22 protein-coding genes are annotated in these 20,818 nt (G+C 62.1%); 10 read left to right on the forward strand and 12 right to left on the reverse strand.

Annotated features, from left to right (window positions below; translation table 11 throughout):
- A partial coding sequence (gene xseA, locus NCR40_RS10770; RefSeq protein WP_250509447.1) for an exodeoxyribonuclease VII large subunit occupies positions 1-1,054 on the reverse strand: 1,054 nt, incomplete at its 3' end.
- 473 nt (positions 1,055-1,527) lie between these two features.
- Here xseA and lpxK point away from each other — a divergent pair.
- The 5 genes from lpxK (at position 1,528) to NCR40_RS10795 (ending at position 5,389) form a co-directional block, all read left to right on the forward strand.
- Positions 1,528-2,544: a tetraacyldisaccharide 4'-kinase gene (gene lpxK / locus NCR40_RS10775; protein WP_250509448.1), complete on the forward strand. Its 1,017-nt coding sequence runs from the start codon at positions 1,528-1,530 to the stop codon at positions 2,542-2,544.
- Entirely contained in the window at positions 2,525-2,731 is a 207-nt protein-coding gene (locus NCR40_RS10780) for a Trm112 family protein (RefSeq protein ID WP_244826149.1), read from the forward strand. Before lpxK ends, NCR40_RS10780 begins: the two co-directional genes overlap by 20 nt.
- Positions 2,732-2,740: 9 nt before the next feature.
- Positions 2,741-3,532: a 3-deoxy-manno-octulosonate cytidylyltransferase gene (gene kdsB, locus NCR40_RS10785; protein ID WP_250509449.1), complete on the forward strand. Its 792-nt coding sequence runs from the start codon at positions 2,741-2,743 to the stop codon at positions 3,530-3,532.
- 285 nt (positions 3,533-3,817) lie between these two features.
- On the forward strand, positions 3,818-4,480 hold the full coding sequence (gene adk / locus NCR40_RS10790) for an adenylate kinase (RefSeq protein WP_244826151.1): 663 nt from the start codon (positions 3,818-3,820) through the stop codon (positions 4,478-4,480).
- 150 nt (positions 4,481-4,630) lie between these two features.
- Positions 4,631-5,389, forward strand: coding sequence for a 3-hydroxyacyl-CoA dehydrogenase (locus tag NCR40_RS10795; RefSeq protein WP_250509450.1), 759 nt, complete (start codon positions 4,631-4,633; stop codon positions 5,387-5,389).
- 30 nt (positions 5,390-5,419) lie between these two features.
- On the opposite strand, the gene NCR40_RS10800 is transcribed toward NCR40_RS10795, so the two are convergent.
- The gene (locus NCR40_RS10800) at positions 5,420-6,265 is read right to left on the reverse strand and encodes a SirB1 family protein (protein WP_244826153.1); all 846 of its coding nucleotides are present in this window, start codon (positions 6,263-6,265) and stop codon (positions 5,420-5,422) included.
- On the reverse strand, positions 6,265-7,815 hold the full coding sequence (murJ, locus tag NCR40_RS10805) for a murein biosynthesis integral membrane protein MurJ (RefSeq protein ID WP_309844240.1): 1,551 nt from the start codon (positions 7,813-7,815) through the stop codon (positions 6,265-6,267). Before murJ ends, NCR40_RS10800 begins: the two co-directional genes overlap by 1 nt.
- A gap of 500 nt (positions 7,816-8,315) precedes the next feature.
- On the opposite strand from murJ, the gene rpsT reads away from it, so the two are divergent.
- Positions 8,316-8,594, forward strand: a complete 279-nt coding sequence (rpsT, locus tag NCR40_RS10810) for a 30S ribosomal protein S20 (protein ID WP_244826155.1) — start codon at positions 8,316-8,318, stop codon at positions 8,592-8,594.
- 135 nt (positions 8,595-8,729) lie between these two features.
- Here rpsT and NCR40_RS10815 read toward each other — a convergent pair whose 3' ends face one another.
- A complete protein-coding gene (locus NCR40_RS10815) occupies positions 8,730-9,065 on the reverse strand; it encodes a DUF3579 domain-containing protein (protein WP_244826156.1) in 336 nt (111 codons plus the stop codon).
- Positions 9,066-9,570: 505 nt separating this feature from the next.
- Here NCR40_RS10815 and argF point away from each other — a divergent pair.
- Complete coding sequence (argF, locus tag NCR40_RS10820) at positions 9,571-10,500, forward strand: ornithine carbamoyltransferase (RefSeq protein WP_250465558.1); 930 nt, start codon at positions 9,571-9,573, stop codon at positions 10,498-10,500.
- Positions 10,501-10,658: 158 nt separating this feature from the next.
- Here the strand turns inward: argF and murB are convergent, their stop codons facing one another.
- Positions 10,659-11,693 carry a UDP-N-acetylmuramate dehydrogenase gene (gene murB / locus NCR40_RS10825; RefSeq protein WP_250465559.1) on the reverse strand — a complete coding sequence of 345 codons (1,035 nt, stop codon included), beginning with the start codon at positions 11,691-11,693 and terminating at the stop codon, positions 10,659-10,661.
- Between the two features lie 149 nt (positions 11,694-11,842).
- Here murB and NCR40_RS10830 point away from each other — a divergent pair, with 149 nt between their 5' ends.
- Entirely contained in the window at positions 11,843-12,328 is a 486-nt protein-coding gene (locus NCR40_RS10830; RefSeq protein WP_244826159.1) for a YajQ family cyclic di-GMP-binding protein, read from the forward strand.
- Between the two features lie 140 nt (positions 12,329-12,468).
- Here NCR40_RS10830 and plsY read toward each other — a convergent pair whose 3' ends face one another.
- The 5 genes from plsY to queG form a co-directional block, all read right to left on the reverse strand.
- On the reverse strand, positions 12,469-13,113 hold the full coding sequence (gene plsY, locus NCR40_RS10835) for a glycerol-3-phosphate 1-O-acyltransferase PlsY (RefSeq protein WP_250492682.1): 645 nt from the start codon (positions 13,111-13,113) through the stop codon (positions 12,469-12,471).
- Between the two features lie 39 nt (positions 13,114-13,152).
- Entirely contained in the window at positions 13,153-13,644 is a 492-nt protein-coding gene (gene ybaK, locus NCR40_RS10840) for a Cys-tRNA(Pro) deacylase (protein WP_244826161.1), read from the reverse strand.
- Positions 13,645-13,725: 81 nt separating this feature from the next.
- Complete coding sequence (gene xerD / locus NCR40_RS10845) at positions 13,726-14,652, reverse strand: site-specific tyrosine recombinase XerD (protein WP_244826162.1); 927 nt, start codon at positions 14,650-14,652, stop codon at positions 13,726-13,728.
- Complete coding sequence (locus tag NCR40_RS10850; protein ID WP_250509451.1) at positions 14,649-15,125, reverse strand: methylated-DNA--[protein]-cysteine S-methyltransferase; 477 nt, start codon at positions 15,123-15,125, stop codon at positions 14,649-14,651. The genes xerD and NCR40_RS10850 overlap by 4 nt, the downstream gene beginning before the upstream one ends.
- Positions 15,122-16,381 (reverse strand): tRNA epoxyqueuosine(34) reductase QueG, encoded by a 1,260-nt coding sequence (gene queG / locus NCR40_RS10855; RefSeq protein ID WP_250509452.1) that lies wholly within the window; start codon positions 16,379-16,381, stop codon positions 15,122-15,124. Before queG ends, NCR40_RS10850 begins: the two co-directional genes overlap by 4 nt.
- 18 nt (positions 16,382-16,399) lie before the next feature.
- Here queG and tsaE point away from each other — a divergent pair, with 18 nt between their 5' ends.
- Both tsaE and NCR40_RS10865 read left to right on the forward strand, forming a co-directional pair.
- Positions 16,400-16,963, forward strand: coding sequence for a tRNA (adenosine(37)-N6)-threonylcarbamoyltransferase complex ATPase subunit type 1 TsaE (gene tsaE / locus NCR40_RS10860; RefSeq protein WP_244826165.1), 564 nt, complete (start codon positions 16,400-16,402; stop codon positions 16,961-16,963).
- Entirely contained in the window at positions 16,945-18,480 is a 1,536-nt protein-coding gene (locus NCR40_RS10865) for an N-acetylmuramoyl-L-alanine amidase (protein ID WP_250465569.1), read from the forward strand. Before tsaE ends, NCR40_RS10865 begins: the two co-directional genes overlap by 19 nt.
- Before the next feature lie 884 nt (positions 18,481-19,364).
- On the opposite strand, the gene NCR40_RS10870 is transcribed toward NCR40_RS10865, so the two are convergent.
- Entirely contained in the window at positions 19,365-20,279 is a 915-nt protein-coding gene (locus NCR40_RS10870) for an EamA family transporter (RefSeq protein ID WP_250509453.1), read from the reverse strand.
- 172 nt (positions 20,280-20,451) lie between these two features.
- Positions 20,452-20,718 carry a hypothetical protein gene (locus tag NCR40_RS10875; protein WP_244826168.1) on the reverse strand — a complete coding sequence of 89 codons (267 nt, stop codon included), beginning with the start codon at positions 20,716-20,718 and terminating at the stop codon, positions 20,452-20,454.
- Positions 20,719-20,818: the final 100 nt, after the last annotated feature.

Consider the following 20,818-nt stretch of genomic DNA (forward strand, 5'->3'; position numbering starts at 1 on the left):
CCCCCCCCCCCCCCCCCCCCCCCCCCCCCCCCCCCCCCCCCCCCCCCCCCCCCCCCCCCCCCCCCCCCCCCCGCCCCGCCAGTTGCCGCAGATGCACGTGTTGCCTTGCCAGACGCTCGGCGGGACTCACGAGGCGGCGCGCGAGCCAGTCGAGTTCTTGGGCGCGACGCTCCATCGTCCGGCCAAAACTTCGTGCGAGCGCCGCGTGACGCTGATCCAATTCCTGCAGCAACACCACGCGCTGCGGACTGACGAGTTCGGCAGCGGCGGTCGGCGTCGGCGCGCGCATGTCGGCGGCGAAATCGGCGATCGTGAAGTCGGTCTCATGGCCGACGCCGCTCACCACCGGCACGCTGCTCGCCGCGATCGCGCGCGCGAGCACTTCCTCGTTGAACGCCCATAAATCTTCGATGGACCCGCCGCCCCGGCACACGATCAGCACATCGACTTCGCGCCGCGCGCTCGCCGCTTCGACCATCGCCGCGAGCTTCGCGCCGACGCCCGTTCCTTGCACCGGCGCGGGATAAACGACGACCGGCACATGTGGCGCGCGGCGCGCGAGCGTCGTCAACACGTCGCGCAACGCCGCCGCCTGCAGCGACGTCACGATGCCTATGCCACGCGGATGCGTCGGCAGCGCGCGCTTGCGTTCCGCCGCGAACAAGCCTTCGCTTTCGAGCTGCGCCTTCAGCCGCAGAAATGCCTCGAAAAGCCGCCCCTGTCCCGTGCGCCGCACCGCTTCCACGTTGAGTTGCAGTTCGCCGCGCGGCTCGTACATGGTGACGAGCGCGCGCACCTCGATCTTGTCGCCTTCGCGCGGCGTGAATTCGGCGTATTGCGCGCGGCCGCGAAACATTACGCAGCGCATCTGCGCGCTCGCATCCTTGATCGAGAAGTACCAGTGTCCGCTCGCGGCGCGCGTGAAGTTCGAGACTTCGCCCGATACCCACACGAGCGGAAACGACCGTTCGAGCATCGTGTTGATCGCACGATTGAGCACGGAAACGGGGATGACGGCATCGCTGCCTTGCGGCATCAAAGAATCGGGAGTCATGGGCGAGAAAGCGAAAGATCGGGCCGGAAGAACCATCTGACTGATGGACAAGATCCGCCGGATAAGGTACGCCAGTGTAGCAAGTGTCCACACAGAAAGACTTACCGCTTGCTGATCGCAAGCACCCCGGCGAGCCTTTGAGTACGTTGCAACTCGTTGATTTAACTCGCTTATATTCGTCTTATGTCTGCATTATCCGAAGCAACTCTTTCCTGACGCGGAATCGCTGCTCTTCGGCCGCGAGTTTTTCACAGAGTTATCCACAGGCGCGCGCCCTCGGCCGTTTGGCTAACCGGCTGGCGTCGAGGCCGTCCGCGCGATAGAGTCCGGGGTTCGAGCACCGGCCTGACCCTGCGTAGCAAACATCGCCGGCCATGCATTCCGTTCAACGCTGACCGTATAGAAGGAGTTGCCGTTGCGCGCCAAGCTTCACCCGTTGACCGGCTCAAACGCCATCGTCGCGAAGGCGGACCATGTCTGACTTCAAACCGCCCATCGAAAACTTTTTCGCACGCGAATGGCGCAAGCGCGGTCCCGTTGCGTGGGCGCTCACGCCCTTCGCCTGCATCTTCGGCGCGATTGCCGCGGCGCGCCGAGCGTTCTTCGAACTCGGCTGGATCAAGCGCGTCGATGTCGGCGTGCCGGTGGTCGTCGTCGGCAACGTGACGGTCGGTGGCACGGGCAAGACGCCGACAGTCATCGCGCTCGTCGAGGCTCTGCGCGCGGCAGGGCATCAGCCGGGCGTCGTTTCGCGCGGATACGGCGCGAAGATCGCGAAGCCGACGAGCGTCGCGCCGACCTCGGCCGCCGCGCAAGTCGGCGACGAGCCCCTGCTGATCGCGCGCCGCACTCACGCGCCGGTCTTCGTATGCCCGGATCGCGTGGCGGCGGCGCGTGCGCTGGTCGAGGCGCATCCCGAAGTCGATGTCATCGTGTCCGACGACGGCCTGCAGCACTATCGGCTCGCGCGCGTGTTCGAGCTCGTCGTATTCGACGACCGCCTCGGCGGCAACGGCTTCCTGCTGCCCGCCGGCCCGTTGCGCGAACCGATGTCGCGCCATCGCGACGCGACGCTCATCAACAGCCCCTACGACCGCACCTTGCCGCCGTGGCCCAACACCTTTGCGCTCGAACTCGAATCGGGCGATGCCTGGCTGCTCGACGATCCATCGGTGCGCCGTCCGCTCGCGCAGTTCGCAGGCGAGAAAGTGGTCGCCGCTGCGGGCATCGGTTCGCCCGAGCGTTTCTTCGCGACCTTGCGCGCCGCCGGCATCACGCCTGGCACGCGCGCGTTCCCCGATCACTATTCGTATCGCGAGAATCCTTTCGAGGACGTGAAAGCCGACGCCATCCTGATCACCGAGAAGGATGCAGTAAAATTTGGGGCCTGGCGTGATGCGCGCATCTGGGTCGTTCCCGTGCAAGCCGTGCTCAGGCCTCGCCTCATCGCTCTAGTTGTGGAGAAACTCCGTGGACGCACGTCTGCTTGAAATCCTCGTCTGCCCGATCTGCAAGGGTCCGCTCACCTATGACCGCGCGGCGCAGGAACTCGTCTGCAGCGCGGACAAACTTGCTTATCCCATTCGCGACGGCATTCCCGTGATGCTCGTCGACGAAGCGCGTCAAACGGTGGAAGGCACGCCGGTCGAGCCGTTGAAGCCGGTTGGCGGCGCGTAAGGTCCGATCATGTCCGTGCCGTTCATCGCCGTCGTTCCGGCGCGTCTTGCTTCCACACGGCTGCCGAACAAACCACTCGCCGATATCGGCGGCAAGCCGATGGTCGTGCGCGTCGCCGAACGCGCGCGCGAGTCCGGCGCGAGCCAGGTGATCGTCGCAACCGACTCCGACCGCGTGGTCGAGGCTTCACGCGATCACGGCATCGAAGTGATGCTCACGCGCTCGGATCACCCCACCGGCACCGACCGTCTCGCCGAAGTGGCGACGCGTCTGAACTGGCCCGACGACGCCATCGTCGTGAACGTTCAGGGCGACGAGCCGCTCATCGACCCGCAACTCGTGCGCGATGTCGCCGCGCATCTCGCGGCGCATCCCGAATGCGCAATCGCCACGGCCGCGCATCCCATTCACGATGCCGCCGACGTGTTCAATCCGAATGTCGTGAAAGTCGTGCTCGATGCGAAGAGCGTCGCGCTCTACTTCTCGCGCGCGCCCATTCCCTGGACGCGCGACGCGTGGCAATCGCATTGGCCGGACGTCGCCGCGCTTTCGGCGCTGCCCGCGGTGCCCGAAAACGTGCTGCGGCATATTGGCCTGTACGCGTATCGCGCGAAGTTTCTGCGCGAGTTTCCGAACCTCGCGCAAGCGCCCATCGAAGCCGCCGAGGCGCTCGAACAACTGCGCGCGTTGTGGCATGGCGAGCGCATCGCGGTGCGCGTCACGCATGAAACACCTGCACCGGGCGTCGATACACCCGCCGATCTCGCGCGCGTCCAGGCGCTCTTTTCCAGCGCCGGCTGAAAGCTCGCACAACCCGTGTATACCCCCGCCAAACGCTTGCGCGGCGGGAATCACAGCGATTTCTATCGCCGTTATTACGGCCGCGTTCGTAATGAGCCGTGGCATAATCAAGCGATTGCGCGAGCCTTCCGGTCAGCGCCACGCTCAACGTTGCGCCGCTGTCCGCGGGTGCCGCGCCGACTTTCGAATCGGCTGCGCGCTCTGTCGTCGACGCCGCGCGAGCCTGGCCACCGGATGCAGATTCAGACTCGCCGCGCGGTTTCTAGACGATTCGGAGATATCACCATGCGTTTGATCCTGTTGGGCGCACCCGGCGCGGGCAAGGGCACCCAGGCAAACTTCATCAAGGAAAAGTTCGGCATTCCGCAGATCTCGACCGGCGACATGTTGCGCGCGGCCGTGAAGGCGGGCTCGCCGCTCGGCGTCGAGGCCAAGGGCTATATGGACGCGGGCGAGCTCGTGCCGGACACGCTCATCATCAATCTCGTAAAGGAGCGGCTGCTCGCGGACGACTGCAAGAACGGCTATCTGTTCGACGGTTTCCCGCGCACCATTCCGCAAGCGGAGGCCATGAAGAACGCGGCTGTCGTAATCGACTACGTGCTGGAAATCGACGTGCCGTTCGACGAGATCATCACGCGTATGAGCGGGCGTCGCGTCCACGCGGCGTCGGGCCGCACGTATCACGTCAAGTTCAATCCGCCGAAGAACGACATGACGGACGACGTCACCGGCGAGCCGCTGATCCAGCGCGACGACGACAAGGAAGAAACCGTGAAAAAGCGGCTCGACGTGTATGAAGCGCAGACCAAGCCGCTCATCGCGTACTACAACGACTGGGCGAAGCGCGGTGAAACGAACGGGCTGAAGGCGCCGGAGTATCGCAAGATTTCCGGGCTCGGCGCGGTCGATGAAATCCGCACGCGCGTGTTCGATGCTTTGAAGTAACTTGCCCGCGTCACGGAAAACCCGCTCTTCGCCGAGCGGGTTTTTTTACGCCTTCAGACTTGCTCGCCAAGCTAAAACGGCGAGCCATAAAATCGAACGGCCTCACGAGGGCCGCGAATGCAGCACTTCCTCATATCAAGGAGAAGAGACATGGAGATACAAGGCAACGTTTTTCTGATCACCGGCGGCGCGTCCGGCCTGGGTGAGGCCACCGCGCGGCTCGTCGCCGGGCTAGGCGGAACGGTCGTCATCGCGGACATGAACGAAGCGGCGGGCGCCGCGCTGGCGAAGGAGCTATCCGGCGAGTTCGTCAAATGCGATGTCAGTCAGGAGAGCGACGGCCAGCGCGCCATCGAAGCCGCCACGCAACGCGGCACTCTGCGTGGACTGGTGAACTGCGCGGGCATCGCGCCGGCATCGAAGACGGTGGGCCGCGACGGGCCGCATCCGCTCGATCTGTTCAGCAAGGTCATCGCGGTTAATCTCATCGGCACGTTCAACATGATTCGGCTCGCGGCCGAGGTCATGTCGAAGAACGCGCCCAACGAAACGGGCGAACGCGGGGTGATCGTGAATACGGCGTCGGTCGCGGCGTTCGACGGGCAAATGGGTCAGGCGGCCTATGCCGCGTCCAAGAGCGGCGTGGCCGGCATGACGTTGCCCATCGCGCGCGATTTGTCGAGAAACGGTATCCGCGTGATGACCATCGCGCCTGGTCTCTTCGAAACGCCGATGCTGCTCGGCATGCCGCAAGACGTACAGGACGCGCTCGGCGCCATGGTTCCGTTCCCGCCGCGTCTTGGCAAGCCGAACGAATACGCGCTGCTCGTCAAACAGATTTTCGATAACCCGATGCTCAACGGCGAAGTCATCCGTCTCGACGGCGCAATTCGCATGCAGCCGAAGTAAGCAAAAAAACGGCGGATCGCTCCGCCGTTCTTAGTCGCCGTCGTGCTGCGTGCGCTGCCTCAGTTCATGCAGCTCGGTTTCGACGACGGTTGCATCTTCCGCATCGGGACGATCTTCCAGATAACGCTGCAGATCTTCGAGCGCCGGACGCAGATAATCGAGCCGCGCGTAGGCAAAACCACGGTCGCGCACTTCCTCGATACTTCCCGGCAACACGATGACGAGCCGCTGCTGCACGGCGAGCAAGCGCTGCCAGCGCTCCGTCTGCAAGTAGATGCTTTTCAGATTGCGCAGCATGCGCGCGACGATCTCGCGGCGCGTCGCCGGCTGCAACAACACGCGCAACGCGCTGCCAATGGATTCGCCCACGCGCTGCACGTACGGCTCCAGCATTTCGACCATCTGCGCTTCGGAAAGCGTCTGGCCGGTGGTCGGATCGAGCATGAGATCGTGATCGGGCGTCGAGACACGCAGCAGGAAATGCCCGGGAAACGACACGCCGCGCACGGGCAGACCGAGCTGATCGGCCATTTCCAGATAGATCACCGCAAGCGAAATCGGAATGCCGCGACGCCGGCGCAACACCACGTTCAGATGGCTGTTGTCCGGGTCGTAGTAATCGTTGAGGTTGCTCGAGAAACCCAGCTCGCGGAAGAAATAACGATTGAGCGCCTCGACCTTTTGCTTCATGTCCGCGTCGTCGGGCATGCGGCGGCGCGCCCGCACGACGAGTTCGTCGATCTCCGCGAGCACCGCTTGCATGTCGAGATCGGGATACGCGTCCTGCGCAAGCGACAAAGCCGCTTCCGTGAGCGGAAGACTCTCGTCGTCCGCCACGAGCGAAGTGAAGTAATCGAGGATACGCGTTGTCGTCATCAAAGCGTTCGTCTCTTGAAATAGGCGTATTTGAAGCCCATCGCCGCCAGAATACCGAAATATAACGCGGCGAACACAACAAGGCTCGCACCCAGCAACGCGATCCGCGTGAACGGCGTTGCGCGCATGGCGATCCAGTCGAAGTTGCCAGCGACCCAGTGCATGGTTCCAGCCAGCACGAGGCATGCCCCGATCATCTGCACGAAGAATAGCAGCCAGCCCGGCGACGGCTTATAGATCTGCCGGCGCCGCAAGCCGATGAACAACAGCAGTGCGTTCGCAAGCGCGCCGAGGCCGATAGAGAGCGTAAGACCCGCGTGCGAGAAGATCGGCACGAAGATGTAGTTGCTCACCTGCGTCATGATGAGCACGCCAATGGCGATCTTCACCGGCGTCTTGATGTCCTGCTTCGCGTAGAAGCCCGGCGCCAGGATCTTGATGAGGATCAGCCCGATCAGCCCGATGCCATACGCCGACAACGCGCGGCCGACCATCACGACGGAATGGCTGTCGAACTTGCCGTAGTGAAAGAGCGTCGCGGTGAGCGGTTCGGCGAAGAAGAACAATGCGACCGCGCTCGGCGCCGCGAGCAGAAAGGTGATGCGCAAACCCCAGTCGAGCAGCGCGGAATACTCGTCGTTGTTGGCATCGACGTGGGCTTTCGAGAGACTCGGCAGCAGGATCGTGCCGAGCGCCGCGCCGAGGAGCGCGGTGGGAAACTCCATCAGCCGGTCGGCGTAGTTGATCCATGACACCGCGCCCTGCCCGATATTCGACGCGATATTCGTGTTGATGATGAGGCTCAGTTGTCCGACCGACACCGCGAACGTGGCGGGCACCATCTTCAGCAGCACGCGCTTCACGCCCGGATGCCGCAGCGCCTGCAAGAAGTTGAGTCCGATGCGGGGCGCCATGTCGATCTTCCGCAGCCCCGGAAACTGCACGAGGAACTGCAACGCGCCACCCGCGATCACCGCGTAGGCCAGCGCGTACACCGGCACTTTCAAATGCGGCGCGACGAACACCGCCGCGAAAATGAACGACACGTTCAGGAGCACCGGCGCGAACGCGGGCAACGAAAACTGCTTGTACGTATTGAGCACGCCCGAGGCGAGCGTCGTCAGCGAGATAAAGATGATGTACGGGAACATGATCCGCGTCATCTCAACGGCAAGGACGTACGCCTGGCCATCGTGCTTCAGGCCGGACGCGACCGCGAAGACGACCCAGCTCGCGCCGGCCATGCCGACGAGCGACAGCACGACGAGGCCCCATGTGAGCACGGTGGACATGGCATCGACGAGCGCCTTGGTCGGATCGTGACCCTGGCTGTTCTTGAACTCGGCGAGGATAGGAACGAACGCCTGCGCGAACGCGCCTTCCGCGGACAGACGCCGCAGCAGGTTCGGTATGCGGAACGCGACATAGAACGCGTCGGTGTATAGACTAGCGCCGAAGGCACGGGCGATCAGCGTTTCGCGGATCAGGCCGGTCACGCGCGACAAAAGCGTGAAGCCGCTGACCGTCAGGAGGGCTCGGAATAGATTCATGGGGCGCTTATTATACGGGGCGTGCGCGATGCGCTTCGGATCGCGGCGGCGGCATCGGCGTTCGCGCACGTCACTTTGACCCATTGCATCGAATTTGCGGCGCAATGGCGTCAAGGGCGAGGCTTTTCTTGTCACATCTCGTATTTGCTTGCTATAATCGCGGGTTTCGAAGCTCGGCTTTCGCGCACTGCTACAATCCACGCAGTCGCGACGCACTTACAGTTCGCACAGTTCGACGCTTCATGTCATTTCTTGCCTAACAGGCAAGGGAGGCAAGGGAGACACGTGGAAATGGCATAGAGTCGACAGCAAGATTCACGCTGTCAGGCCAAGTTTCAAGGCTCTCGGGCAATCGTTCCCGGGAATTCCGATCATAGGCAGTGCGTTAAGAATCGCCCTCTCGTGCTCATTTCGGGCGCTCCTGGCAAGACGCCGGAGTCATCGAGACAAGGGTAACGCGCTCCAGACAAGTAACAGCAGAAACAGGATAAGGAACCGTCATGGCAAATACCGCACAAGCTCGCAAGCGCGCCCGTCAGGGTGCCAAAGCCAACTCGCACAACTCGGCGCTGCGCTCGAAGTTCCGCACGGCCATCAAGGCAGTTCGCAAGGCGATCGACGCCGGCGACCAAGCCAAGGCAGCCGAATTGTTCAAGTCGTCGGTCAAGACGATCGACATCATCGCGGACAAGAAGATCGTCCACAAGAACAAGGCTGCTCGTCATAAGAGCCGCCTGGCCGCAGCCATCAAGGGCTTGCAGGCCCCCGCTGCCCAGTAATTCCGGCTTGCTTCCGGAAAACGCGCGCATGCAATGCATTGCCGCAGTTGACTGGAGGCAGCTTCCTGTTTCCGCTGCGCAGTAAAGAAAAAGCCCGCAAACGCGGGCTTTTTTTCGTCGGTCCACAAGCGCTGATTAACGCTTCTGCTGCGTCTGCGTGCCGTGATGCGGCGGCAGTTCGCACGCCTCGGTCACGACCAGATCGTTGTCCTTCGCGAAGTTCAGCACGAAGTCGAAAGCCATTGGCTCGATGTCGCGCAGGCGCGAGTCGAGAATGACGACCTTGATGTCCCCGATGATGGTCGGCCGCACATAGATGGAATATTGCAGGCGCGCGTTCGGCCCTTTCTTCCCCGGCCCAAAAGCCGACATCACTCCGCACAGGCGCTCGGACCAGTCGCTTGGCCGAAACGTGCGCCCGCTCTTGGTGATGCCTTGTATGAAGTACTCGGTAGGGGATGATTCAGCCATGTAGCATTACCTTTTGACAGCCGGTGATGCACACCGGCGAACGCGCCGACCGGACGCGGAAACCACGAGCCCTGCATTGGCAGGCACTAGCGGCTCTGAACGCGGCAGTCACAGAAAATTCCCGACTTGGCCACGCCCGCACCCTGAAGACGGACTCGACTGCACTGTTGAATCCAGACACGCAAGGGGTAACACGAGCGGCTCTTGCGAGCCTTCGTACACATACGCGTGAAACGGTGCTGAATGTTGCAGAGCGGTTGAAACGAGCGAGCGCAATTATACAGCAGCGACCCTTCTTCCGCAGCGCACCAATGCTTGCAAGCGCCCTGCAAGGCCGTCCAGAAGCCTTCTGGAGAAAGCGATCAGCTCCTCGGTAGCCTCGTCAAACATCGCAAAATCCTTTATGCTCGAACGCGATACCACTCCCGACGGCGGCGCCGTCCGGTCTTTTCGATGCCGCTTCGCGCATCGGCGGGCACCGGGTCGAAGCCGCCGCTTGCGTTTCATGACCGCCAAAAAAATTCGCCATTATCTTCAGTTCAAGGATTTTTCACTCGACGACTACGAATACGTGCTCGAACGCGCGCGCATTCTGAAGCGCAAATTCAAGAACTACGAGACTTATCATCCGCTGCACGACCGCACGCTCGCGATGATCTTCGAGAAGAATTCGACGCGCACTCGCCTTTCCTTCGAGGCGGGCATCTTCCAGCTAGGCGGCCACGCGGTGTTCCTCAATACGCGCGACACGCAGCTCGGGCGCGGCGAACCGGTCGAGGACGCGGCGCAGGTCATCTCGCGCATGGTGGACATCATCATGATCCGCACGTTCGGGCAGGAGATCATCGAGCGCTTTGCAGAAAATTCGCGCGTGCCGGTCATCAACGGGCTGACCAACGAGTATCACCCGTGTCAGGTGCTCGCGGACATTTTCACGTACTACGAACAACGCGGGCCGATTCACGGCAAGACGGTCGCGTGGGTCGGCGACGCGAACAACATGCTCTACACGTGGATAGAAGCCGCGCAGATTCTGGGCTTCAAATTGCGCCTCTCGACGCCGCCCGGCTACACGCTCGATCACGCGCTGGTTTCTGAAGACAGCAAGCCGTTCTACGAAGCATTCGAAGACCCGAACGAAGCGTGCGCGGGCGCCGATCTCGTCACCACCGATGTCTGGACCAGCATGGGCTTCGAGGCGGAAAACGAAGCGCGCAAGGCGGCCTTCGCGGACTGGTGCGTCGATAGCGAGATGATGTCGCGCGCCAACCCGGATGCGCTCTTCATGCACTGCTTGCCGGCGCATCGCGGTGAGGAAGTGAGCGCCGAAGTGATCGACGGCCCGCAAAGCGTCGTGTGGGACGAAGCGGAAAACCGTCTGCATGTGCAGAAAGCGTTGATGGAGTTTTTGCTGCTGGGCAAGCTCAATCACTGAGTTGCTGTCCGGAAGGGCGGGGTTCGAATCGAAGTGCCGCCCTTCTTTGCGGCGTTTGTCAGGGTCTGGTCACGCGCGCGTGGCTGACCTCATCGCGTTCAACGCGACCGCATGCCGCCAACGTCGGCCCTCGACGCACGAACCCGCGCTCATCGGTTTCACAAGCAAACCGGCTCCATCTCCAGTTCGACGTCGAAGCGCGCGAGCACGTCGCGCTTGATCGCTTCGGCGAGTTCGAGCACTTGCGCGCCGGTCGCATCGCCACGATTCACGAGCACGAGCGCCTGCCGGTCATGCACCGCCGCGCCACCGACGCCACGCCCCTTCCACCCGCACTGGTCGATCAGCCAACCCGCGGCCAGCTTCACCGCTCCGTCCGGCTGACGATACGACACGACGCCGAGTTCGCGCACGCGCAATGCATCGAACGCTTCCGCGCTCACCACCGGATTTTTGAAAAAGCTGCCCGCGTTGCCGAGCACGGTCCAGTCCGGCAATTTGGCGCGGCGCACGGCGACAACGGCATCGAAGATGGCTCGTGCATCGTGGCTGGATGCGCCTTCCAGCGCCCTCGCGACATCCGCGTAGTCTGCGCGCGGCTGCCACGCCTTCGGCAGCCGGAACACCACCGACGTGATCAGAAAGCGCCCGCGCCCTGCCCGCTTGAAGAAACTGTCGCGATAGCCGAACGCGCATTCAGCCCGGTCGAAACGGGCGTGCGCGCCAGTCGCGAGTTCCACCGCGTGCAGCCGTTCGAAGCGCTCGCCCATTTCCAGGCCATACGCGCCGATATTCTGGATAGGCGCCGCGCCGACCGTTCCGGGAATGAGCGCGAGGTTTTCAAGGCCCGGCATGCCTTGCGCAAGCGTCCACGCGACGAACTCGTGCCAGCTCTCGCCCGCGCCCGCTTCGACGAGCCAGGCGTCGTCGTCTTCGTGGATCACGCGCTTGCCACGGATGCCGACGATCAGCGCGACGCCATCGAATTCGCGCGTCAGCACGACATTGCTGCCGCCGCCGAGCACGAACTGCTGCATGTTGGCGATGCGCGCATCGGCGGCGAGCGAGATCGCGGCATCGACGCTATCGACGTGCATGGCGTGACGCGCTCGCACGTCGAAGCCGAACGTGTTGTGCGCTCGCAGCGAATAGTCGTCGAGCAACGGTGGCGGCGTGAAGGAAGCGTGGGACATGACAGGGAAAAACCGCGTGGCGAACCGGGAGAATCGGCGCAACCTTGGGGAACCGCAGGCGCGTCGGTAGAATGACGTCAGGTCTGTGATTATAGCGATTGCGCGAGCCGCGCCCGCTGCGCGCTCGCCTCATTGAAGGGGAAAACAAGATGCCATCGTTTGACGTCGTCAGCGAAGCAAACATGATCGAAGTGAAGAACGCGATCGAACAATCGAACAAGGAAATCTCGACGCGTTTCGACTTCAAGGGTTCGGATTCTCGCGTCGAACAGAAGGAGCGCGACCTCACGCTCTACGCCGACGACGATTTCAAGCTCGGCCAGGTCAAGGACGTGCTGGTCGGCAAGCTGGCCAAGCGCGGCGTCGACGTGCGTTTTCTCGACTACGGCAAGCAGGAAAAGATCGGCGGCGACAAGCTCAAGCAGGTCGTGACCATCAAGAAAGGCGTGTCGGGCGATCTGGCGAAGAAGGTCGTGAAAATCGTGAAGGACAGCAAGATCAAGGTGCAGGCGAGCATTCAGGGCGACGCGGTGCGCATACAAGGCACGAAGCGCGACGACCTGCAAAGCACCATCGCGCTGCTCAAGAAGGAAGTCACGGACACGCCGCTCGACTTCAACAACTTCCGCGACTGAGGTTTTCACCTTTAGCAAGCGGGCCAACGGCGCACTGCAGGACTTTCCCGCAGCGCCATGCAGCGCACGCAAAAACGCCGTTCCGCATGCCTGTGGAACGGCGTTTTGTTTGGTAGGCCGAGCGTTGCGCCGGTCCGCGCTCAGTCCGCCTCGCTCGCCGCCTGCGCCGCTTTTTTTTTGTCGCCGATACGGCTCTCCTGCCCCGCCAGCAACTTCGAAATATTGGCCCGATGCCGCCAGACGAGCAGCGCGCTCATTGCCAGCACGGCGAGCGAGATGCGGCTTGGCCCGAACAGGAACACCTGAAAAAACGGTGCGAAGACCGCCGCGACGAGCGCCGCGAGCGACGAATAGCGAAAGAAAAACGCGATGATCAGCCAGGTCAGCAAGGTAGCCGCCCCGAGCGCCGGATGAATGGCGAGCAGCACGCCCGCCGCCGTCGCGACGCCCTTGCCGCCCTGAAACTTGAAGAAGATCGGGTACAGATGCCCGAGAAAAACCGCGATGGCCGACAGCGCGATCGCGCTCGCGAGCCCGGCCGGATCGAGCCCCCAGCCCGCGCCGAAGTGCACGACGACCCAGACGGGCAGCCAGCCTTTGAACGCATCGCCGATCAGCGTGAGGATGGCCGCTTTCTTGTTGCCGGTGCGCAGCACGTTGGTCGCGCCGGGATTGCCCGAGCCGTACGAACGGGGATCGGCGAGTCCCATCGACTTGCTGACGACGACGGCGAATGAAATCGAGCCGATCAAATAGGACACGACGGCGACGATCAGAGGAATCATGTTGGCTCTTTCTTTGACGTGGCGAATGCGGTCAGCATTCTAATCGACGCTCGCGCACTGCACGGGCTTCGCGTTGAGCAAGCCGGTGAGCACCGCCGGATCGAGACTGACGAGATAGCCGCGCCGGCCGCCGTTCAGATAGATGATGTCCAGTTCGAGAATGCTCGATTCGACAAACACCGGCATTGCCTTCTTCGTGCCGAACGGCGACGTGCCGCCCACGAGATAGCCCGAATGCCGGTTCGCCACTTCAGGCTTGCATGGCTCGATGCGCTTCGCGCCCGTCTGCCGCGCGAGGTTCTTGGTCGACACCGTGCGGTCGCCATGCATGAGCACGATGAGCGGCTTCGCGTTCTCGTCTTCCATCACGAGTGTCTTGACGACGCGATGCTCGTCCACGCCGAGTTGCCGCGCGGACTCCTCCGTGCCGCCGTGCTCGACATAATCGTAGGGATGCTCGCCGAACTCGACCTTGTTACGGCGCAGAAACTGCGTCGCCGGGGTTTCGGAGACATGTTTGGTTTTCGACATGGAGGCATTGTAGCGGCGCGGCTTCATGCTCACCATCGGCTGAACGGCCAATGCAGCGGCACGATCGTTCTGGCGAACAAGTCAACCGCGCGGATGATGCTCCCGATGCAGCTTTTGCAAGCGCTCGCGCGCGACATGCGTATAAATCTGCGTGGTCGAGATATCGGAGTGACCGAGCAGAAGCTGCACGACGCGCAAATCCGCGCCGTGATTGAGCAGATGCGTCGCGAACGCGTGACGCAGCGTGTGCGGCGAAAGCGGCGCCTGCACGCCGCCGTTCAGCGCATGACGCTTGATGATGTTCCAGAACTGCTGCCGCGTCATGCCCTCGCCGCGCGAGGTGACGAAGAGCGCATCCGCGGCGCGCGCGCCTAGCAACGCGGGACGCGATTCACGCAGATAACGCATCAGCCACTCATGCGCTTGTTCGCCGAAGGGCACGAGGCGTTCCTTCGAGCCCTTGCCCATCACGCGCACCACGCCTTCGTTCAGGCCGACGGCCACCGTCTTCAAGGTGACGAGTTCGGTGACGCGCAGGCCGCTCGCATACATCAGTTCGAGCATGGTGCGGTCGCGCAGACCGAGTGGCGTTTCGATGTCCGGCGCGCCGAGCAGCGCTTCGACTTGCGCTTCGTTGAGCGTCGATGGAAAGCGCGGCGGCTGCTTCGCCGAGCGCAGCTTCAAAGTTGGATCGACCGTCGCGCGATGCTCGCGCAACGCCCAGCCGTAATATCGGCGGAACACGGACAGACGCCGGTTCGCGGAGGTCGCCTTGTCGCCACGGCGCGCGGCCATGTAGCCGTTCAAGTCGCTTTCACTCGCCGTGTCGATGGACCCGCCGCGCGTCTTCGCGAGCCATTCGGCGAAGAGCTTCAGGTCGCGGCGATACGCTTCGAGCGAATTCTTGGCGAGCCCGTGTTCGAGCCAGAGCGCGTCGCAAAAGAGATCGATCGAGTCCGAACTCGCGATCAGTTCCGGCGTCGGCAGTTCCTCGGCGATTGCGCTCATGCGATCGATACACCCTCATGCGCCAGCAACCAGCGCTTCACGTCACGAAAAAAGCCATCGCCGGGCGTATGCGCGAAGCCGCCTATCCCGCTCGATGAAACCACCCGGTGGCACGGTATCACGATCGGCAGCGGATTGGAGCCGCACGCTTGCCCGACCGCGCGCGGCACGCTGCCGACTTCGCGCGCGAGCTGGCCGTAGGTCCACACTTGTCCCGCCGCGATGCCAGAAATGCCCTTCCACACGCGCTCTTGAAACGCCGTGCCGCCGGTGCCGAGCGACAGATCGAAACGCATGGCGGGTTGCTCGAAATATTGGCGAATCTGTGCGATGGCTTGTTGCACGAGCGGCTTGTCCGACTCGATGCTTTCGACCTCGGCCGAAAGATAGACGATCTCGCGCACGGCTCGCTCGTCGGCGCGAATGCCGACTTTGCCGAAGGGCGCGTCGATCACTGCATCGAAATGCTTCATGCCGGCCTCGCTATTTCGTCTGGCGCCGCGCGCTGCGCGAGCGCCCATTGCACATGCTCGCGAACCAGCGCGGAAGGATCGTCCATGCGCGCCTGCAACGCTTGCACGATACGCTCGCGCTCCACGCTTTCGAGCGACGCGCGCAGTGCATTGCCCATCGCCACCGCGATATTGCGCAGCCATCGCTCGTGTCCGATACGCCGGATCGCGCTGCCCTGCATGCGCGTGTCGAAGTCCTCGGCGCTCCACGCAAACAACTCGACGAGCGTGGAACGATCGAGCCCATGCCGCACATCGAAGTCCACGACCGGCGCGGCTTGCGCGAACTTGTTCCACGGACACACTAGCTGACAATCGTCGCACCCGTACACGCGGTTGCCGATCAAAGGCCGCATCTCCTCGGGAATACTGCCTTGAAGTTCTATCGTCAGATACGAGATGCAGCGCCGCGCATCCACGCGATACGGCGCCACGATCGCGCCAGTCGGACATGCGCCGATACAGCGCGTGCACTGCCCGCAATGCGCGCCGTCCGTCTCGGGATGCGGGTCGACGGGCAATGCAATATCGACGTAAATCTCGCCGATGAAAAAGAGTGAACCGGCATCGCGATCGAGCAGCAACGTATGCTTGCCACGCCAGCCGACGCTTGCTTTCTGCGCCAGCGCGACTTCGAGAACCGGCGCGGAGTCCGTGAACGCGCGATGCCCGAACGGCCCGATGGCAGCTTCGATGCGCTCGGCCAGTTGCTGCAGCCGGTTGCGCATGACCTTGTGATAATCGCGGCCGCGTGCGTAGATCGAGACCATCGCCTGCGATGGATCGCTCAGGCGCGACCATTCGACGGCGCGCCAGTCGTTCTTCTGACCATCGGCTGTCGCGACACTTTCAGCGCCCTTGTGCTCGAGCGTCGCGCCAGGCAGATAAGCCATGCGCGCCGTGATGACCCGTCGCGTGCCGGCCACAAGCTCGGCGGGCCTTGCGCGTTTCATCCCATGTTTGGCCATATAATCCATCTCGCCGTGATAGCCTGCTTCAAGCCAACTGGCAAGGCCTTCCTCGGCATCCGTCAGGTCGGTATCGCCGATACCAACCGCACCGAATCCCAACTCGCGCCCCCACGTCTTGATGCGTAGCGCGAGTTCCGCCAGCGCGGCCTCATCGCCTAGTTCGACGTGATGCAAGGCGCGCGACTCATCGGCGGCGTCGCTGGACGCGGTCGTGATTTCAACGGAATGTTCCGGCAATCGGTTCATCACGACATTTTACGAGCAATGCCCGAAAGCCCTGTACGAACGACGCCTGATTTTCCTTCCGCGCTCCTCGAACGCCGCTTCGATCTGCGCGACGAAGCGGCAACGCTCGCCTTCGGGGAACGCTTCGCACGCGCCATCGACGAGACGCGCAAGCAAACTTCGGCCGAACGTTTTTCGGGCTTGCAGGTCCAGTTGATCGGTGACTTGGGCGCGGGCAAGACCACGCTCGTGCGCGCGACCTTGCGCGCGCTCGGTCATGCGGGCCGCGTGAAGAGTCCGACTTATACGCTCGTCGAGCCCTATTCGCTCGACACGCCAGGCGGGCCGCTCGATGTCTATCACTTCGATCTCTACCGATTCGCCGATCCCGCCGAATGGGCCGATGCCGGCTTTCGCGAGTATTTCGATCGCGGCGCGGTGTGCCTCATCGAATGGCCGCAGCAAGCAGGCGGACTGCTCGGCGTGCCGGACCTCGTGTTCGAACTTGCCTTGCCCGACGAGAGCCGTGAAGTCGAAGAAGGCCGCGTGCTGAATGCGCGGGCGTTTAGCGAAACAGGAAAGACATGTCTCGAAAGATGCTGATCAAGCCGTTTCATTCGATCGAATCGGGTGCGAGCGCGCCGCACAACTGGCGGCGGCGTCAGGTGCTGCGCGCGGGCGCATCGACGCTTGCGCTTGCGCTCGTCGCACCGAAGCTCGCGCACGCGAGTTCCGTGCTCGGCGTGCGCGTGTGGCCCGCGCGCGATTACACGCGCGTGACCATCGAATCCGACCAGCCGCTCACGAACAGCAATCAGACGCTGCAAGGCCCGGACAGACTCGTCGTGGATCTGAACGGCATCGATCTGGATCAGTCGCTGCGCGATCTCGTCTCGAAGATCACGCCGAACGATCCTCAGATTCAATCGGTGCGCGTCGGTCAGTACCAGCCGCATGTCGTGCGCATGGTGTTCGACCTCAAGGGTTCGGTGAAGCCACAGGTCTTCACGCTAGGGCCGATTGGCAGCTACAAGTATCGGCTCGTGTTCGATCTTTACCCGGCCGTCGCGCCCGATCCGCTGATGGAACTGCTCGCGCAGTCCGAGCACAAGCAGGAGGCCTTCGACCGCGCCAATCCGAATCCTTCCGCGCCGCCGCCCGCCACGCTTTCGGGGCCGGCCACGCCGCAGAAATCGCTCTCGCAGGATTCGACCGACGAATTTTTCCAGAAGTACGCTCAGGGCGATGCCCCGGACAACGCCGCGTCGGTGGCGCCGAAGCCTGCGCCTATGCCTGCGCCATCCGTGCCGAAGCCGTCGCGCGTCGTGCCGCCCGTGATCGCGAAGAAGGATGACGACGACAGCGACCAATACACGTTCTCGCAGCCCAAGCAGGATCGCTCGGGGACGACGCGCCTTCTGACTGTGGCCATCGATCCGGGTCACGGTGGCGAAGATCCCGGCGCTATCGGCGGCGCGGGGACGTATGAGAAGCACATTGCGCTCGATATCGCGAAGAAGCTGCGCGCGAAGATCGACGCGCAACCCAACATGCGCGCCATGATGACGCGTGATGCCGATTTCTTCGTGCCACTCAATGTGCGTGTGCAGAAGGCGCAGCGTGTCGGCGCCGATCTATTCGTGTCGATTCATGCGGACGCGTTTACCGAGTCTTCGGCGCGTGGTTCTTCCGTTTTCGCGTTGTCGGAACATGGTGCGTCGAGCGCGGCGGCGCGGTGGATGGCCGCCAAGGAGAATTCGTCGGATCAGGTCGGTGGCATCAACGTGAAATCGCAAGACGCTAGCGTGAATCGCGCGCTTTTCGACATGTCCACTACGGCGCAGATTCGCGATTCCATGCGGTATGGGAGTTTCGTGCTGAATGAAATCGGGGGCATTAACAAACTGCACAAGGGGTCGGTCGAACAGGCAGGGTTTGCCGTGCTCAAGGCACCGGATATTCCTTCGATTCTCGTCGAAACCGCGTTTATCAGTAACCCGGATGAGGAGACTCGACTCAACGATGATGCCTATCGGGACAAGATGGCTAGCGCCATTATGAAAGGCATCAGGCGGTATTTTGCTGCTAATCCGCCTTTGGCTAAGAGTCGCATGACTTGAAGACGTTGGTTTGCGGTTCTTTTGCGGTTCTTTTGCGGTTCTTTTGCGGTTCTTTTGCGGTTCTTTTGCGGTTCTTTTGCGGTTCTCGGGCAGTCTCGTTCAGTAGCCGCCTCCCCGGCGGTGGGGTCCCTTTCTTTGCTGCTGCAAAGAAAGGAACCAAAGAAAGCAGCTTTGGAACCGGCTTCTGAAGCACAACTGGTTCCCCGCTGTTTCTCACAAACCCTTTGGGCACTTCCCATTGCTCGCGCTCGTGGTAATCAATTACTAGGCATGCGGATTTTTTTGACTGCGCTGGGACCTCTTTTGCGGTCTGATGTTTTTTTGCGCTTCTGATGAATCGAGCCGTTGCCTTGCGTTTCTGTTCAGTAGCCGCCTCCCCGGCGGTGGGGTCCCTTCTTTGCTGCTGCAAAGAAAGGAACCAAAGAAAGCAGCTTTGGAACCGGCTTCTGAAGCACAACTGGTTCCCCGCTGTTTCTCACAAACCCTTTGGGCACTTCCCATTGCTCGCGCTCGTGGTAATCAATTACTAGGCATGCGGATTTTTTTGACTGCGCTGGGACCTCTTTTGCGGTCTGATGTTTTTTTGCGCTTCTGATGAATCGAGCCGTTGCCTTGCGTTTCTGTTCAGTAGCCGCCTCCCCGGCGGTGGGGTCCCTTTCTTTGCTGCTGCAAAGAAAGGAACCAAAGAAAGCAGCTTTCGAACCGGCTTCTGAAGCACAACTGGTTCCCCGCTATTTACCACAAACCCTTTGTGCACTCCCCCTCCACTCACGCTCTCGGTAAAACTCACAAGACCAAAGCTTTTTTCGGAGTCGCTGTTCGAGTTTCTTCTCTGGCACTTCCAAGGAAGTCGGCCGTTGTATTGCTTTTTTCTTTAGCCGCCTTCACTTTAAGGGTTCATTTTTCGCGGTTTTTTTTATCGCGGGACGGGGAATAGTCTCTGTTTTCAAGCGTGCGCCGAATACATTGACCGCCAATCCCGCCATTACCAGCGCCGCACCCGCTACTTCCGCCGGTGTCAGCGCCTCGCCCAGAAACACCGCCGCCGATGCAATGCCTATCACCGGCACCAATAACGAGAACGGTGCGACCTGCGCCGCCGGATAGCGCGCAAGCAATTTGCCCCACAAGCTGTAGCCAATGATGGTCGCGATGAACGAGAGGTAAACGATCGCGAAAATCGATATCGACGGGATCGCCGCAAGGCTCGCTTCAATGCGCGCCTGGCCCTCGAAAATCAACGACAACGCAAGAAACGGCAGCGGCGGTATCAGGCTCGCCCACACTACGAGCGACAGCAAGTCGACTTTGCCCATGCGCTTCGTGACGACATTGCCAAGCGCCCACATCGACGCCGCGCCAAGCGTGAACAAGAACCCTGTGAGGGTCATCGCGTGGCCGCCCTGCATGCCGATCAGCGCTAGCCCGGCCGCCGCGATCAAGAGTCCAGCTATGTTCATCGCGCGGATGCGCTCGCCAAGCATGAAGGCGGCGAAGATCAAGGTGAAGAACGCCTGCGCCTGCAAGACGAGCGAAGCAAGTCCCGCCGGCATGCCGACCGACATGCCATAGAACAACAACGCAAACTGGCCGAACGAAATGGAAAGGCCATAAGCGAAAAGCCAGCGCAGCGGAATTCGCGGGCGCTTGACGAAGAAGACCGGCACCGCGGCCAGCGCGAATCGCAAGGCGCCCAGCAAGAACGGCGGCACGCCGTGCAAACCCAGTTTGATGACAACGAAATTCACGCCCCACGCGAGAATCACCACCGACGCAATCAACAAGTCCCTTGGCGACATCGCCGCTCCTTCGTGCACTTCGATTGAAAGTCACACGAGTTTAGCGGGGCGCACTCTGCGGTGGCTTGTGAAAAACTGCGCTCACAACGCCTTGCCGTCTTGGCGCCTGCAGACAAAAAAACGCCCGCGCCTCCCAAGGGATGCGCGGGCGCTTCACAGCAATCCAGACCGCTTACTTGCTTTGGCCGGATTCCGCTGCCGCATTGTTGCCGGTTTCGACGTCAGGCGTCTTCTTGCCTGCCGACGGATGCGCGCTGTGCTTGCGCATCTTGTGCTTGGTCGTGCCCGACGACGACGTGCCATCGGTCGACGCGCCAGTGTCGGTCTGGCCCATGGCCGCCGACGAGTTGCCCGACGAGGTCTGGGCCATTGCGCCGGTTGCAGCCGTGGCGCTCAAAAGACCCGCGGTGATGGCGATCAACAGTTTATTCTTGCTCATGGTTTCCTCTCCTATCAATTGACGTTTGCGCAAATTCTGCACGCATGCTGCAAAAAGCGCGGTCCCTTCGTAAAAAACACGTGAAGCACGCGTAACTCCG

The organism is Caballeronia sp. GACF4, assembly GCF_023631025.1.
Taxonomy (GTDB): domain Bacteria; phylum Pseudomonadota; class Gammaproteobacteria; order Burkholderiales; family Burkholderiaceae; genus Caballeronia.